We start from the raw sequence: 14,548 nt of genomic DNA on the forward strand, positions 1-14,548 counted from the left end.
GCCACGCTCCTGACCCGGGTCTTTCATTCGGCCGGCACGTCGATCCACCGCAGGAAGCTCATGACGTTGAGCGGCGGTTGCTGCATGAGCCGCTCACGGAGTTCGGCCGCCGGTCCCTCCTCCACTGTGGGCTCCTGGGCCCGTTGCACGATCTTGAGGACCTTCAGCATGACGGCGACGGCGTGCTCGTCCCCGTGACCGTGGTCACCGTGATGATCGTGCTCGCTCTCCGGCCAGTCGAAGGGCTCGGCCACGGCGACCCACTTGCCAGGCTTGAACCAGGCCACGCCCTTGTGGTCGATGCGCTCGATCTCCCCGGGGGCGACGGCTTCGTGGGCGTCGAACCAGTCCTGGATGCGGTTGTCCACCCAGCCGTGCAGGCGCCAGAACAGCGGGTTGAGGTGGGATGAGTAGAAGTCCCCGAGATAGTCGTAGCTCGGGTCGTCCCACTTCTCGTCGAAGTCGAAGTCACCGCGCAGCGCGACCTTGCCCTGGGCGTCCCGCGGAATGGAGGCCCAGCGCATGTGCATCTGGTTGTGGATGGTGAACTCCAGAAGGTTGCCGAGGGCTCCCAGGGACAGGCGGGACAACTCCAGCGGTGAGGTGTAGGTGCGTTCCAACGCCCTCATCGCGAAGCTGAGATAGTTCGGAGACTTCAGCAGCTTCATCGTCGGCCGGCTCGCTTCGGGGAAGGTGGCCAGCAGTTCCGCGTCGGCCGGTGGGACCATGAATCCGGAGCGGGCGGCGTCGTACTGCATGATCTTCTCGCCTGGGCGGGCGGGATCGTCCTTCTCCAGGTACACGTACTGCGGCGCGTCAGCGCCGGGAATGGCTGCCCAGCCTCGGATGACGGGCACGCCGGAGCGCTCGTAGATCTCGTTCACCATCCGGATCATCCGCCGGTGCATGAACAGGAAGTCCTCACCGGCGCCGTTGGCCAGATCGAGCCCCTTGTGGTTGAACGGCGGGCGGTCGATCCCCCAGCCCAGTTCGGCGATCTCCTTGCGGTCGACATCGGTGAGCGGGCCCCGCCAGACCGACCGGAGAAGGTGCCAGGTGGTGTGCCGCAGCCGGTGGACCCGCGTGGTCAGCATCGACAGCGCCTCCGGCAGCAGCGCCACCCCCGGCACCTCGCGGGGAGCGGGGAAATTGCGTTTGACCGCCGCGAAGCTGGCCGTGACGCCCGCTCTGGCCAGGTTGGAGCCGCTTCCGTGATTCTTGGCGCGCAGAACCGTGCCGGTGAGCGAGTGACGCTGCTCGACGCCCATTTCCCAGGTGCGTGAGAGCACGCCGTCGTACTCGTAGTGGAAGTCCGCGATACCGGTCTTCGGACGTCCTTTTCCCGTCAGCCTGAACCGCGCGGTCGACCAGTCGAGGATCTCTCCCGTGATGTCCATGACATCCTTGCGATCCGCGCCGGGAGCGGCCGGGAAGGACAACGTGCCGGTGATGCTCCTGTCCTGCTGCACCGAGAGATAGAGCTCGGCCTCCCCGAACCGGAGCTTGTTGAAGTCGTCAACAGGCGCCGGGTGGTTCAGGAAACTTCTGTAGGTGTAATACCCAGTGAGGTCTTCAGCCTGCACGACCGCTCCTTGTCGATGGTCCGTCTCGGCGCCTCGGCGCTCGGAAAGAGCCGTCGGCAGCGCACCGAAGCGGGGAATGCCCGGCCCGTTCCTTCGCCTAACTCCGGCTACGGTCAAGCTCGTAACAGAGTGTCACCGCTCCCGCGATCGGCCCCCGAACGCGGTCGTCGCAGGGTCGGTCGGGACCGGCGCTACTTCCGCGGTGGTAGTCGCGCGGAATCTGCTCCCCCTGGCGTACGGGAAGGAGAGACCCACGGTGGACGATCAGCGAGCGTCGAGCGGCGACGATTCCCCCGTACCCGCTCATTCCGTGAAGACCATCACCACAGGAGACCTCACCGTGCTGCGGCCATCCATCCAAGCGTTCGCGCTGCTGTCCACGGGCTTGCTCTCGGGAGCGTTCGGCTACGGAGCCGTGAACGTCGCCTACGCGTTCAGGGTCGTGCCCCTCGACGTGCGCTTCACCTTCCATACGGCGCTGATGCAGGTCAACGGGGTCGTCATGCAGACCACGATGGCACTGGCGATCCTCTCCTCCATCGTGCTCGCCGTCGTCTCGCGTCGGCTTCCACGGCTTCTGGCCGCGGGCGCCGCGGTGCTCGCGCTGACCTCGTTCCTGGTCACCCGGTTCGGCAACGTCCCCATCAACGGCCTGATCAAGCGGTGGGCCGTCGGCCCCGTTCCCGCGGACCACGCGGCGATCCTTCAGCGGTGGGAGACGTTCCACGTCGTGCGGACCAGCGCCGCCTTCGTCGCGTTCCTCCTCGTCATCGTGGTGGTCGTCGCGGGTGACCGGCTCATGAAGTCCAGGACTGGCCCCGTCCCCGCCGTTTGAGATCCACACCGACCCCACCCCCAGGAGACACCTCATGAACGCCGTACCACGACGACTGTCGTCCCTTCTTGCCATCTCGCTGGCCACGCTGCTGGCCGGCTCCGGCATGGCGTCCGCGCAAACCCCCGCGCGAACCCCCGCGACAGCGGGGGGCTGGACCGCCACCTGGACCGCCTCCCCCCAGCGCCCTGGCACGAACTTCACCCCGAACTGGTCCGAACAGGGCTTCACGAACCAGACGATCCGCCAGGTGGTCCGCATCAGCGCCGGAGGAGCGCGGGCCAGGATCCGGCTGTCCAACGCCTACGGCACCGCCCCGCTGAAGGTCTCCGGCGCCACCGTCGCCCGTACCGCGAGTGGCGCCGCCGTACAGCCCGCATCGCTGCGGCAGCTCACCGTCAAGCGGGCCAGGGCGTTCACCATCCCCGCCGGAGCCGAACTCGCCACCGACCCGGTGACACTGGGCCTGTCCGATCTGGACTCCGTGACGGTCACGCTCTACCTCGCCGCGCCGACCGGCCCCGCGACCTACCACGCCCAGGCCATGGCGACCAGCTACCGGGCCGCGGGCGACCACCGCGCCGACAGCGGCGCCGGCGCCTTCGACCAGACCTCACTGTCCTGGTACTACCTGAGCGGGGTGGACGTCATCGGCCGCGCCTCCCGCCAGGGCGCCGTGGTCGCCTTCGGCGACTCCCTCACCGACGGGTACGGCTCCAGCCCCGGCGCGGACAACCGCTACCCCGACGAGCTGGCCGAGCGACTGGCCGCCATGGGCAGGCCGCGCGCCGTCCTGAACCAGGGCATCGGCGGCAACCGGGTGACGGTCGACTCCGCGTGGCTCGGCGACAGGGCGACCTCCCGCTTCCGGCGAGACGCCCTGGGCCAGCCCGGCGTGCGATCGGTCATCATCCTGGAGGGCATCAACGACATCGGGATGAGCGAGGCCCCCTCCCCCATCGGCGCGCCGCCCACCGAGGTCTCCGCCGACGAGATCATCGCCGGTCACCGCGCGTTGATCAGGCAGGCCCACGCCAGGGGCGTGCGAGCCATCGGCGCCACCCTGCCCCCGATGAAGGGCTCGCGGTACCACACCGCCCGCAGCGAGGCCAAGCGAGACGCGGTCAACACCTGGATCCGCACGTCGGGCGCGTACGACGCGGTGGTCGACCTCGACCGCGCGCTCGCCTCACCGCAGGATGAGGACCTGCTCGATCCCGCCTATGACTCCGGCGACCATCTGCACCTGAACGACGCCGGCTACCGCGCGGCCGCACATGCCGTCAACCCCACCGACCTGGGCTAGGAGAGCTTCCTGACCCGCCGAGCCAGGTCGTACCTCACCTTCGGCCACGGGGTCACGCTGCCGGTGAGGTGAGGATTCGTCATGCCGTCTCGCGGCGCGGGGTCGGCGTGGCCGAGGAGCACCCAGGCCACGCCGGGTCCGCAACCTCCGATGAGCGACTAGTAGACGTTCGCTCCAGCCGCGTTGAGCGCCTCGATCACCGGCTGGAAGAAGGTGGTGCCGCCGGTCGAGCAGTTGCCGCTGCCGCCCGAGGTCAGGCCGAGAGCGGTGGAGCCGGCGAACAGGGAGCCTCCGCTGTCACCTGGCTGGGCGCAGACGGTCGTCCTGATCATCTGGCGGACGGTGCCCTGCGGGTAGTTGACGGTGGCGTTCAGCGCGGTCACGGTGCCGCTCCGGACGCCTGTGGTGCTCCCGCTGCGCTGCACGGACTGGCCGACGTAGGCGTTGCCCGCGGTCGTGATGTCACGGGAGGAGGAGTTGTAGAGGTTGACACCTCCCGGCTTGGCGATGCTCGTGTTGGTGTAGCGCACGACGCCGTAGTCGTTGCCGGGGAAGCTGCTGATGGTTCTGGTGCCCAGGACCACGGTACGGGCGGAGTTGGCGTACCAGGTGGCGCCGATGTTGGTGCAGTGACCCGCGGTCACGAAGTACGTCGTCGTTCCGCTGCGGACGTTGAAGCCGAGCGAGCAGCGTGACGAGCCGGTGTAGATGGCGTCGCCGCCCTGGATGAAGAGGTTGAACGTGCCCGCCTCGCTCTCGGTCCGCACGGCCGGCCCGGTCGCGGCCCGCTCGGGGCTGGCGGCCGCCTCCTCGTCGTTGATCTGCTTGACGATGGACTCGATGCGCTGGCGCTGCCCTTGGTTGACCGATTCGTCGAACCAGACGACGACCTGGTTGCTCGCCGGGTCGACGGCCCACGCGGTGCCGGTGACCCTGGCCGCCCTGTCGAGCCTGCGCATGATCTTGTCGAGGTCGTCGGCGCTGCGGGCGACCTTCTTGGGGATCGCGCCCGCGGCCACGACGGCCTGCGCGTCGGCGTCATCGGTGATCGTGACGACCAGCTTGCCCTGGGCGGGGTCGAAGTAGGAGCCGGCGTCACGGGCGCCTAACGCCTCGTCGAGGGTGGTGGCCGCGACGGCCGCCGAATCAACGGCCTCCGGGGTCGGCGGGGTGGCCTGCGCGGCCATGGGGCTGATGAGGGTGGTGCCTGTGAGCAGGATCGCAGCGGTGACGATCAGTCCTGCGCGCCGGGGATGGATGCTCATGTGGGGAGCCTCCTGGGGGATGCCGGCCAGCCCCGTTGGCTGGCCTAGGGGCTGTCGAGAGGGGGGTTCTCCTCTCGGCAAACGCCAATATGAAGAACCCCGATCAACTACACAAGGCCCATTTACAAGATTTATCTGCGCGTGTCATGAAACCGGAGCAGAAAACGATTGCTGCCATTACGGCGAACAGGCGAGGCCCTCGGGATGAGTTTCCACTGTCGCGATCCATACCCGCCGGGGGTATTTTCTGCGTACACGAAGGCGATGTGGGGAGATGATGATGATGGGCACCATGGTGAGCGTGACAGTCATCGAGACGTCGTCGCTGGGTGACCGCAGCTACGTGGCCACAGACGGTGACGTGGCGGTGGTCGTCGATCCGCAGAGGGACGTGGACCGGGTCCTCGTCCTGGCGGGCCGCCTCGGTGTGCGGATCACGCACGTGGTGGAGACGCACCTGCACAACGACTATGTCTCTGGAGGCCTGGAACTGTCGAGGCTCACCGGAGCCCGCTACGGGGTGGCGGCGGCCGATCGGCCCGCGTTCGAGCACGTGCCGCTGGCCGACGGGGACGTGGTCGAGGTCTCACCGGGGCTGCGGCTGCGCGCGCTGGCCACGCCCGGACACACCTTCCACCACCTGTCATACGTGCTGGAGAGCCACTCAGGGGTCGAGGGCGTGTTCACTGGTGGATCGCTGCTGTTCGGCACGACCGGCCGTACCGACCTGCTCGGGGAGGAGCACGCGGACTCGCTGGCCCGCCGGCAGCACACCTCCGTGCGCAAGCTCGCCGACTCCCTGCCGGGGGGCGCCGTCATCTGGCCGACTCACGGATTCGGCAGTTTCTGCTCGGCCACGCAGTCCTCGGGTGACAGCTCGACCCTGGATCACGAGCGGCAGGTCAACCCGGCGCTGCGGCTGGCCGAGGACGAGTTCGTCACCCAGACTCTCGCCGGACTCGACGCCTACCCTGCCTACTACGCCCACATGGGCGCGATCAACCTCGCGGGACCCGCCCCGGTGGACCTGCGTCCGCCGTCCCTGGCCGACGCGAAGGAGCTGCGTGCCCGGCTGGAGGCCGGGGAGTGGGTGGTCGATCTGCGGCACCGCACCGCCTTCGCCACCGCCCACCTGGCCGGGACGATCAGTCTCGGCCTCGACGGGTCGATGGCGACCTGGCTCGGCTGGCTCGTCGACAGGGGCGCGCCCCTGTCACTCGTCGGGGAGAGCCTCGAGCAGGTATCGCATGCCCAGCGCGAGCTGGCCCGCATCGGGATCGACCGGGTGGCGGCCGCCGCGGGCCGGCACGCCCGACGAACTCGTGACCGACTCCTCCCAGACGCGCTCGATGACGACCGCCTCTTTCGTCGACCTGGCAGCCGCGATGCGCGACGATCGGCGCGCTCCCGACGTGATCCTCGATGTACGGCTGGGCAACGAGTGGCGCGACTCCCACGTCGAAGGCGCGGTCCACGTGCCGCTGCCCGAGCTGGCCCACAGGGTGGAGGACATTCCGCCCGGAACGATCTGGGTCCATTGCGGCAGCGGCTACCGTGCCGCTGCGGCGGCGTCCCTGCTGGCAAGGGCGGGGCGGGAGGCGGTGCTCATCGATGACGCGTTCGCCGCCGCCGAGGGCGCAGGCGTCCCGTTGGCCACGCGAGCTTGACCGCGGCGTACGGAGGTGGGCGGGCCTGAGTGCCCGCCCACTCAGGACAGGAAGAGCTCGATGACCGGCACCGGCGTGCCGGGCGGGCGCACCGGCAGCTGGAGGGTGAGGGTGCCGGACGGTTGCCCGCCCATCCGGGTGTTGTGGGCGGTCTGACCCGGGTCGGTCGTGACCTGCCTGATCTCCGAGGCGTCGTTGAGCAGTTGGGCGTATCGGACCTTGCCCGCCAGGCCGGGCAGATGGACGTGGCGCAGTGGCCAGCTGAACAGATGCAGGTAGAGCCGGTCACCGTTCTGGGTGAGGCGGCAGTCGGACGGGGCGGTGAACTCCGACGGCCCGCACCCGCGGATCGCGCGCTCGTGCAGGTCCATCCACGACCCGATCTCCGCCAGTACGGCCGCGGCGTGGGGGTCGATCTCCCCGCGCCCGTTGGGGCCGACGTTGAGCAGCAGGTTGCCGCCCTTGGACACCCCGTCGACGAGCATCCTGATCAGCAGGTCAGCGCTCTTGTAGTCGAGGTTGTCCCGGTCGTAGCCCCAGCTGCCGTTCAGCGTCTGGCACGCCTCCCAGAGCTCGGCCAGCGGCCCCGACGGCTGGTACTGCTCGGGTGTGACGAAGTCACCGGGGATGCCCAGCCTGTCGTTCACCAGGATGCCCGGCTGCAGCTCGCGCACCGTCGCGAGCAGCTCCTTCGACCCCCAGTCCTCGGGGCCCTTGCCGCCCCACCACTCGGTGCGCGTGGAGTAGGAGAAGTCGAAGAACAGGTAGTCGATCGTGCCGTAACGGGTGAGCAGCTCCCTGACCTGGCCGTGCAGGTAGCGCCGGTATTGGGCGATGTCCCCTGCGGGGACGGGCTGGGAGTCGCGCTGCGGATGGGTCCCGTCCACGGGGAAGGCGGGGTGGTGCCAGTCGATCAGTGAGTGGTAGAACCCGACCTTGAGCCCTTCGGCGCGACACGCCTCGACGAAGGGCTCGACCAGGTCGCGCCCGTAGGGGGTGTTCGTCACCTTGTAGTCGGTCAGATCGCTGTCCCACAGGCAGAAGCCGTCGTGGTGCTTGGTCGTCAGCACGACGTAGCGCATGCCCGCGGCCTTGGCGGTCCTGGCCCAGGCGGCAGGGTCGTAGCGGTCGGGATCGAAGTGGTCGAAGTACGGCCGGTACTCCTCGTCGGTCATCCGCTCGCGCGTCTTGACCCACTCGTGCCGGGCGGCCAGCGAGTACAGGCCCCAGTGCACGAACATGCCGAAACGATCATTGGTGAACCAGGTCATGAGGAATCATCCCTTGAGGGCGCCGGACGACAGCCCGTGCACGAAGGAGCGCTGGAAGAACAGAAAGACGATCACCGAGGGCAGCAGCGCGAGCAACGACGCCGCCATCACCACGCCGGGCGTGACGATCGGGTCGATCCGCAGGGTCCGCAGGGCCAAGGGCAGGGTGTAGGTCGAGGAGTCGCTGGCCACCAGCATCGGCAGCAGGTACTGGTCCCAGATCATGGTGAAGCCGAAGACCCCGATGACGCCCAGGGCCGGTCTGCACATCGGCAGGATGATCTGGGCGAAGATCCGGAACTCGCCGGCGCCGTCGATGCGCGCCGCCTCCTCGAGTTCGCGCGGCACGTCCTTCATGAACTCCGTCATGACCAGGATGGAGAACGCCCAGGCGCCCAGCGGCACGATCATGCCGGCCAGGGTGCCGATGAGGTTGATGTGGAGCAGCGGCAGGTCGGACAGGATCAGCGACAGCGGGATCGCCAGGATCTCCTCCGGCAGCATGAGGGTGGCCAGGATGGCGACGAACACCAGCGTCATGAACGGGAACTTCTTGCGCGCCAGCGCGTAGGAGGCCAGCGTCGAGACCACCACCTGCAGCAGCAGTCCGAACCCCACCACGAAGAAGGAGTTCAGCAGGTATTTCAGCACGCCCTGGTCGACGGCGACCGTGAAGTTGTCCAGGGTCGGGCTCGAGGGCACGACGCTCAGCTGCGTCGGGTCCGACACGTGGTTGAAGGCGCTGACCAGCAGCGCCAGCAGCGGCCCCGCGAACACCACCAGGACCAGCGCGTGGATCACGAGCTTCACCAGCCGCCCTGCGGGTGTCGTGCTCTCCTTGAGGCCGAGGGCGGTCTCGCTGGCGGCGCTCATTCTCGCTCCCTTCGCCTGAGGATGGACACGACCACGGTCAGCAGCAGCGTGGCGAGGAACAGCAGGACCGCTCCCGCCGACGCGACGCCCAGCCGGTTCTGCTCCAGGCCCAGCTTGGTGATCAGGGTCATGACGACCTCGGTGGAACCGTTCGGGCCGCCGTTGGTCAGCAGGAACACCTCGGTGAAGACCCGCAGACCGCGGATCGCGGCCAGGATGAACAGGATGGAGAAGACCGACCTCAGGCCGGGCAGGGTCACGTGCAGCAGCCTGCGCGCCCGCGAGGCGCCGTCGACGGTCGCGGCCTCGTACAGATCCCTGTTCACGCCCGCGAGCCCGGCCAGAAAGATCATCATGTCGTACGGCGCGCCGCGCCAGATGCCGGTCACGATGACCGAGGCCATCGAGGTGTGGGGGTCGTTGATGAAGCCTGAGGGGCCGAGTCCCACCAGGCCGATGAGGGAGTTCAGCATGCCGTCGCCGGTCGGGTGGTACATGATCCGCCACAGCTCGGCGACGACCGCCATCGGCACGACGACCGGCAGGAAGGCGGCGGAACGGATGAAGCTCAGCCGGTGGCTCTGCCCCTCCATCAGCAGTGCCAGGATCAGGCCGAGCAGCATCGAACCGGCCGTCTGACACAGCGCCAGCAGCACGGTGTGCCAGGCGGCCTGCTGGAAGCCGTCAGAGGCGATGACCTTGGCGTAGTTGTCCCCGCCCACCCACTGGTTGCCCAGGAACGGCTGCACGTTCTGGAAGGACATCACCAGGGCGCTGCCCATCGGGACGAACTTGAAGTACAGGAACAGGACGAGCGCGGGGGCCAGGAACAACCACGGCACCCACCAGCGCCCGCCCCGCCCGGAGAACCTGGGCGGGGTCGGATCAGGAGAGCCGGTGTCGACCGGCTTCAGCTGAGTGACAGTCATGACGCGGCGACGCCCTGCTCCGCCAGGATCTCGGCGAGCTTGGTGTCGAGCTTCTGCAGCTCCGCCTTCAGATCCAGGCTGCAGTCCGCGACCAGGGCGTTGACGGTCTCCGCCGTGGTCTGCCGCACCGGCGTCCAGTTGGGCAGCGACGGGGCGTAGTGGCCGGAGGCCTGGTAGATCTCGGCGAAGGTCTTCCAGCGGGGATCGGGGCGCACCTGGCTGATGTCGACGGACTTGTTGACGGGCAGCTGGACGATGTAGGCGGTGTCACCCTCCATGCCGACCTTCTGGCCCTCCGCCGAGGTCGCGAAGGCGGCGAAGGCGTCCTGCGCGGCGTTGTTGGGCGAGCCGGCCATCAGGTAGATCGCGCCGCCCTCGGCGAGCACGTCGGCGTTCTTGGCGCCCTTGGGCATGGGCACGACCTCGTACTTGTCCTTGCCGAGCGACTTGTCGTAACGGGGAAGCAGGTAGGGACCGACGACGTACATGCCGGTCTTGCCGGCTTCGAACGTCTCGTTGGTCGGCGGGGTGTCCATCGTGACGGCGCCGGGCTGGATGACCTTGTCCTTGCAGCCGAGGTCGCGGAACCACTGCATGGCCGCGGTGGACTCGGGGGTGGACATGGCCGGCTTGAACGTGCCGCCGCCCGCGTCGGCGACGAAGTCGCCACCGGCGGCCCAGAGGAAGTTGGAGAAGTACCACGACGCGTAGCCGCGCTTGGTCGACAGCGGCGCCGCCAGCCCGTAGGTGTCGTCCTTGCCGTTGCCGTCGGGGTCCTTCTCGGTGAACGCCTTGGCCATCGCCGTGAGATCGGCCCAGCTCTGCGGCGCCTGCAGGCCCAGCTTCTCCCGCCAGTCCTTGCGGATGAGCAGGGCGGTGGCCTGGGCGGAGTACGGGACGCTGTACTGCTTGCCGTCGATGGCCTTGCCTGAGGCCAGCCCGCGCTCGGTGAGGTCCTTGGCGCTGGCGAGCTTGCTGAGGTCGATCTCCCTCAGCAGGCCCTGGCTCTGCATGGTGCCGAGCTGGGTGACGTCGTTCATGACGATGTCGGGCAGGTCCTTCTGGGCGGCCCGCTGCTGCATCTTCGTCTCGAAGTCGTCGAAGATCGCCGTCACCTTGACCTTGTACCCGGTCGCCTTCTCGAACGCGGCCGCCAGCCTGACCGTGCCCTGTTCACCCGGCCCGCCGGGCGTGGTCCTTGTCCAGAGCTCGAGCGGAGCCTTGGCGTCCTGCTCAACGTTCGTTCCCGCTGTGCCTGACGAACACCCGGACAGCACCATCATGGAAACCAGCATCCATCGTGTCCTGTGTGTGGAAACTGTTCTCATATGTGGACGACTCCCTCTTCTTGGACGACGTTTTCCGGACCGTAACGGTGCGTACGTTCACAGGTCAATGCTCCGATGACTAGAAGCTCACTATTGATACCGATCGATCGTGCGGCAGGATGTCTGGCCATACATCCGATGAAAATGCGATCATGGAGTGAGAGATGACCACAGCCTTGCTGGTCATGGAGGAACGCCGCCGGTCCGACGTCTACCCGGACGAGGTGCTCAGGGCGCTGGCTGACCTGGTCCGATGGCAGCGTCCGCCGCTGACGCGGGAGCAGCTGGCGGCCGAGCCCGGCGTCCTGAACGAGGTGGAGCTTCTGCTCACGGGGTGGGGCGCGCCCGTCCTCGACGCCGGCCTGCTGCGCCACGCGCCGCGGCTGCGCGCGGTGCTGGTGGCCGCGGGCTCCGTGCGCCCGCTGACCACGCCGGAGTTCTGGGCACGGCGGATCCCGATCGTCTCCGCCGCGTCGGCCAACGCGATCCCGGTGGCGGAGTTCACGCTGGCCCAGATCCTGCTGGCGCTCAAGCAGTTCCACCGGATCTCCCGCGAGATCAAGGAGCGGGGGCGCTATCCGGACGCGGTGCGGGTCGCCGGGGCGTACGGGTCGAGGGTGGGGCTGCTCGGCCTCGGCGAGATCGGCCGCCTGGTGGCCTCCCACCTGCGCCGCTTCGACCTCGACGTGGTCGCCACCGACCCGGTGGCCGATCCCGCGGTCGCGGCGGGGCTCGGCGTGCGCCTGGTTCCGCTCGCAGAGCTCTTCGACAGCTGCGAGGTCGTCAGCCTCCACGCACCCCTCGTCGAGCAGACCGAGGGGCTGGTCGACGGTGAGCTGCTGGCCAGGCTCCGCACCGGGGCGACGCTCGTCAACACCGCCAGGGGAGCCGTGGTCGACGAGCCGTCCGTCATCGACGTCCTGCGGCGGCGGCCCGACCTCACCGCGGTTCTCGACGTCACCTGGCCGGAGCCGCCGCCATCGGGATCCCCGCTGTACGGCCTGCCCAACGTCGTGCTGACGCCGCATCTGGCAGGGGCGATGGGCGCCGAACGCGCCCGGATGGGCGAACTGGTGCTGGAGGAGGTCCGCCGCCTGCTGGCGGGAGCGCCGCTGCGCCACGCCGTGGACCCCGCCGTGGCGAGCCTGCGAGCGTGACGGCGTGGACCCGGCGCTCAGGGAGCATCTCCGGCGGCTGGACCTCGACCTGCTCATGGCAGGGCATGCCGACCCCGTCCCCGCCGACTGGGGGCGGTCGGCGCGCAGTGACGGCTACAACCGCTTTTACCTCATCCTCGACGGCGTCGGGTCGATCTCCTCGGACGGGGTCGAGTACCAGCCGCGGCCCGGCCAGCTCTACTTCCTGCCCGCCGGGTCCGCCCTGGGCTTCTCCACCTCGCGGGAGCGTCCGCTGCGCAAGTACTGGGCGCACTTCACGGCCACCGTGGGCGAGCACGACCTGGCCACGCTCGTCACGCTGCCCCGCGTGGTGGAGGTGGCCGAGCTGCCTGCCGTCCAGGAGATGTTCGTGAGGTTGCTGGCGGCGGGCAAGGGGGCCGCGCAGGTGACCGGGCCCCTGCGGCAGCGCGCGGTCCTCATGGAACTGACCGCCTACCTCGTGGAGCACGCCCCCCTGGGTTCGCTGCGGCCCCTGAGCGAGGGGCCGGGGCGCATTCTCGAATACATCGACGCGCATCTGGACGAGGTGCTCACCGTCGGGCGGCTGGCGGAGGTCTTTCACTACAACCCGACCTACTTCATCACCTACTTCGCCCAGCTCTTCGGGGTCTCCCCCAACCAGTACATCCGGCAGCTGCGGGTCGAGCGGGTCAAGCAGGCGCTGATCCACTCGGAGCTGCGGATCGAGGAGATCGCGGGGACGGTCGGATGGGAGGCCTCCTACCTTTCGCGCGTTTTCCGGCAGGTGACGTCGCTGACGCCGACTCAGTACCGGGCCTTGCACCGAGCCTCCTGAGGATCGTCCTAGGAGTGCCCGAGTTTTGGCCATGCCCAACGGAATGCGCTTTCCATACCTTGCCGGTATGAAGCGATTAGCTGCTCTTCTCACCGCGGCCGTCCTGCTGCTTCCCGCCGGCCCCGCCTTCGCGGATCGGGACGTGCTCGTCTCGAACCTGGCCGAGCTGAACCAGGCGCTCGGCGCGGCCGTTTCCGGCGACACCATCGTGATGGCCGACGGCACCTGGCAGGACGCCGTCATCGGCCTCACCGCCCCCGGCCCCCTCACCCTCAGGGCGCAGACCCCCGGCAAGGTCCTGCTCACCGGCAGGTCCTCGCTGTCGCTGAACAGCCCCCACCTGACGGTGAGCGGCCTGACCTTCACCGGCGGCCAGGCACCCGACGGCGCCCAGTCGGTGATCACGTTCAACAGCGACCACGGCAGGGTCACCGACACCGCCGTCGTCGACTTCAACCCCGCCGAGCCGCAGACCGCCTACTACTGGGTCTACTTCAAGGGCGGGCACAACCGGCTCGACCACAGCCTGCTGCGGGGCAAGAACCATCAGGAGCCTGTCGTCGGCAACGACAGAGGCCTTGCGGCCAAGTACAACGCGGTCGACCACACCCGGTTCGCCGACGTCCCCAACGTCGGCCGCAACGGCATGGAAGCGCTGCGCATCTGGGGCTACGGGCAGTGGGGTGAGCTCGGCACGCAGGAGGGCGCCTACTTCACCATCGAGCACAACCTCTTCGAGCACGTCGACGGCGACGACGAGATCATCTCGCTGAAGTCCAACCACAACACCGTCCGCTTCAACACGATCAGGCAGTCGAGCGGTGGCCTCGTGCTGCGCTACGGCAACCACAACACGGTGGAGAACAACGTCATCCTGGGTGAGCGCTACCCGGCCAGCGAGGGCATCCGGGTCAGCGGGAACAGCCACACCGTGCGCGGCAACTACGTGGCCGGGGTCTCCGGCTACGGGCTCAAGGTCACCAGCGGCGAGCACATGTTCGACGAGAACAACCAGCTCGACTACCTGACGCCCGGCTTCGTGCCGCAGAGGAACCCGCTCGCGCCGTACGGCTATCTCTTCCACTACGGCCAGGTGACCGACAGCGAGTTCACCGCCAACGTGTTCGTCGACAACGCCAAGAGCGACATGCACCTCGGCTGGTTCTACAAGAACCACTGGCCCGCTTACCAGATGGTGCTCCTGCCCGAGCGCAACACCTTCACCGGCAACCTCGTACACAGGCCGAAGGGCGGGGTGGCCGTCGTCACCTCCCCGCAGGAGACCGCGCCGCCGCTGGAGAAGTTCACCTTCGAGCCCAACACCTTCCGGGGCAACGTCGTCCACGGCGGCACCCTCGACGTCCACGCCCCGAACAGCTCCCAAGGCATCATCGTCCTGCCCCGCAGCCGCCAGGCCCCTCCCCCGCCACCCCAGACCGCCGAGACCGGCCCCACCTGGTCACGCTGAGCCGCCATGCCGACTCGCCACCCGCCCAGGCCAGCGACTCTGACGGTAT

The 14,548-nt window shown here is 68.5% G+C and carries 13 protein-coding genes and 1 pseudogene; 7 read left to right on the plus strand and 7 right to left on the minus strand.

Going from position 1 to position 14,548, the window contains the following annotated elements; genetic code table 11:
* Positions 1 to 23 precede the first annotated feature (23 nt).
* Positions 24 to 1,583, minus strand: coding sequence for a hypothetical protein (locus FHR33_RS07000; RefSeq protein WP_183645123.1), 1,560 nt, complete (start codon positions 1,581 to 1,583; stop codon positions 24 to 26).
* Between the two features lie 310 nt (positions 1,584 to 1,893).
* Between FHR33_RS07000 and FHR33_RS49905 the strand changes: the two genes are divergently transcribed.
* Together FHR33_RS49905 and FHR33_RS07010 are read left to right on the plus strand one after the other, a co-directional pair.
* On the plus strand, positions 1,894 to 2,418 hold the full coding sequence (locus tag FHR33_RS49905; RefSeq protein WP_312895400.1) for an anthrone oxygenase family protein: 525 nt from the start codon (positions 1,894 to 1,896) through the stop codon (positions 2,416 to 2,418).
* Between the two features lie 34 nt (positions 2,419 to 2,452).
* Positions 2,453 to 3,724: an SGNH/GDSL hydrolase family protein gene (locus FHR33_RS07010; RefSeq protein ID WP_183645129.1), complete on the plus strand. Its 1,272-nt coding sequence runs from the start codon at positions 2,453 to 2,455 to the stop codon at positions 3,722 to 3,724.
* On the opposite strand, the gene FHR33_RS51625 is transcribed toward FHR33_RS07010, so the two are convergent.
* Together FHR33_RS51625 and FHR33_RS07015 are read right to left on the minus strand one after the other, a co-directional pair.
* A complete protein-coding gene (locus FHR33_RS51625) occupies positions 3,721 to 3,855 on the minus strand; it encodes a hypothetical protein (RefSeq protein ID WP_281388148.1) in 135 nt (44 codons plus the stop codon). The genes FHR33_RS07010 and FHR33_RS51625 overlap by 4 nt on opposite strands.
* Before the next feature lie 27 nt (positions 3,856 to 3,882).
* Positions 3,883 to 4,989, minus strand: a complete 1,107-nt coding sequence (locus FHR33_RS07015; protein WP_221240978.1) for a S1 family peptidase — start codon at positions 4,987 to 4,989, stop codon at positions 3,883 to 3,885.
* 292 nt (positions 4,990 to 5,281) lie between these two features.
* Between FHR33_RS07015 and FHR33_RS49910 the strand changes: the two are divergent.
* Both FHR33_RS49910 and FHR33_RS49915 read left to right on the plus strand, forming a co-directional pair.
* Positions 5,282 to 5,728, plus strand: a pseudogene (locus FHR33_RS49910) (MBL fold metallo-hydrolase); the annotation flags it as partial.
* A gap of 646 nt (positions 5,729 to 6,374) precedes the next feature.
* On the plus strand, positions 6,375 to 6,656 hold the full coding sequence (locus FHR33_RS49915; RefSeq protein WP_246451701.1) for a rhodanese-like domain-containing protein: 282 nt from the start codon (positions 6,375 to 6,377) through the stop codon (positions 6,654 to 6,656).
* A 41-nt stretch (positions 6,657 to 6,697) separates the two neighbouring features.
* Here the strand turns inward: FHR33_RS49915 and FHR33_RS07025 are convergent, their stop codons facing one another.
* The 4 genes from FHR33_RS07025 to FHR33_RS07040 are packed head-to-tail and all read right to left on the minus strand — an operon-like array spanning position 6,698 to position 11,024.
* Positions 6,698 to 7,927 (minus strand): alpha-L-fucosidase, encoded by a 1,230-nt coding sequence (locus FHR33_RS07025; RefSeq protein ID WP_183645131.1) that lies wholly within the window; start codon positions 7,925 to 7,927, stop codon positions 6,698 to 6,700.
* A 6-nt stretch (positions 7,928 to 7,933) separates the two neighbouring features.
* On the minus strand, positions 7,934 to 8,800 hold the full coding sequence (locus FHR33_RS07030) for a carbohydrate ABC transporter permease (protein WP_183645133.1): 867 nt from the start codon (positions 8,798 to 8,800) through the stop codon (positions 7,934 to 7,936).
* Complete coding sequence (locus FHR33_RS07035) at positions 8,797 to 9,729, minus strand: carbohydrate ABC transporter permease (protein ID WP_183645134.1); 933 nt, start codon at positions 9,727 to 9,729, stop codon at positions 8,797 to 8,799. The genes FHR33_RS07030 and FHR33_RS07035 overlap by 4 nt, the downstream gene beginning before the upstream one ends.
* Complete coding sequence (locus tag FHR33_RS07040; RefSeq protein WP_221240979.1) at positions 9,726 to 11,024, minus strand: sugar ABC transporter substrate-binding protein; 1,299 nt, start codon at positions 11,022 to 11,024, stop codon at positions 9,726 to 9,728. The genes FHR33_RS07035 and FHR33_RS07040 overlap by 4 nt, the downstream gene beginning before the upstream one ends.
* 197 nt (positions 11,025 to 11,221) lie before the next feature.
* Between FHR33_RS07040 and FHR33_RS07045 the strand changes: the two genes are divergently transcribed.
* The 3 genes from FHR33_RS07045 (at position 11,222) to FHR33_RS07055 (ending at position 14,499) form a co-directional block, all read left to right on the plus strand.
* The gene (locus tag FHR33_RS07045) at positions 11,222 to 12,214 is read left to right on the plus strand and encodes a hydroxyacid dehydrogenase (protein WP_183645136.1); all 993 of its coding nucleotides are present in this window, start codon (positions 11,222 to 11,224) and stop codon (positions 12,212 to 12,214) included.
* Positions 12,215 to 12,218: 4 nt separating this feature from the next.
* Positions 12,219 to 13,031: a helix-turn-helix domain-containing protein gene (locus FHR33_RS07050; protein WP_183645137.1), complete on the plus strand. Its 813-nt coding sequence runs from the start codon at positions 12,219 to 12,221 to the stop codon at positions 13,029 to 13,031.
* Between the two features lie 67 nt (positions 13,032 to 13,098).
* Positions 13,099 to 14,499, plus strand: coding sequence for a polysaccharide lyase 6 family protein (locus FHR33_RS07055; protein ID WP_183645138.1), 1,401 nt, complete (start codon positions 13,099 to 13,101; stop codon positions 14,497 to 14,499).
* Positions 14,500 to 14,548: the final 49 nt, after the last annotated feature.

The sequence above is a fragment of the Nonomuraea dietziae genome (assembly GCF_014195505.1).
Classification (GTDB): Bacteria; Actinomycetota; Actinomycetes; order Streptosporangiales; family Streptosporangiaceae; genus Nonomuraea; species Nonomuraea roseola.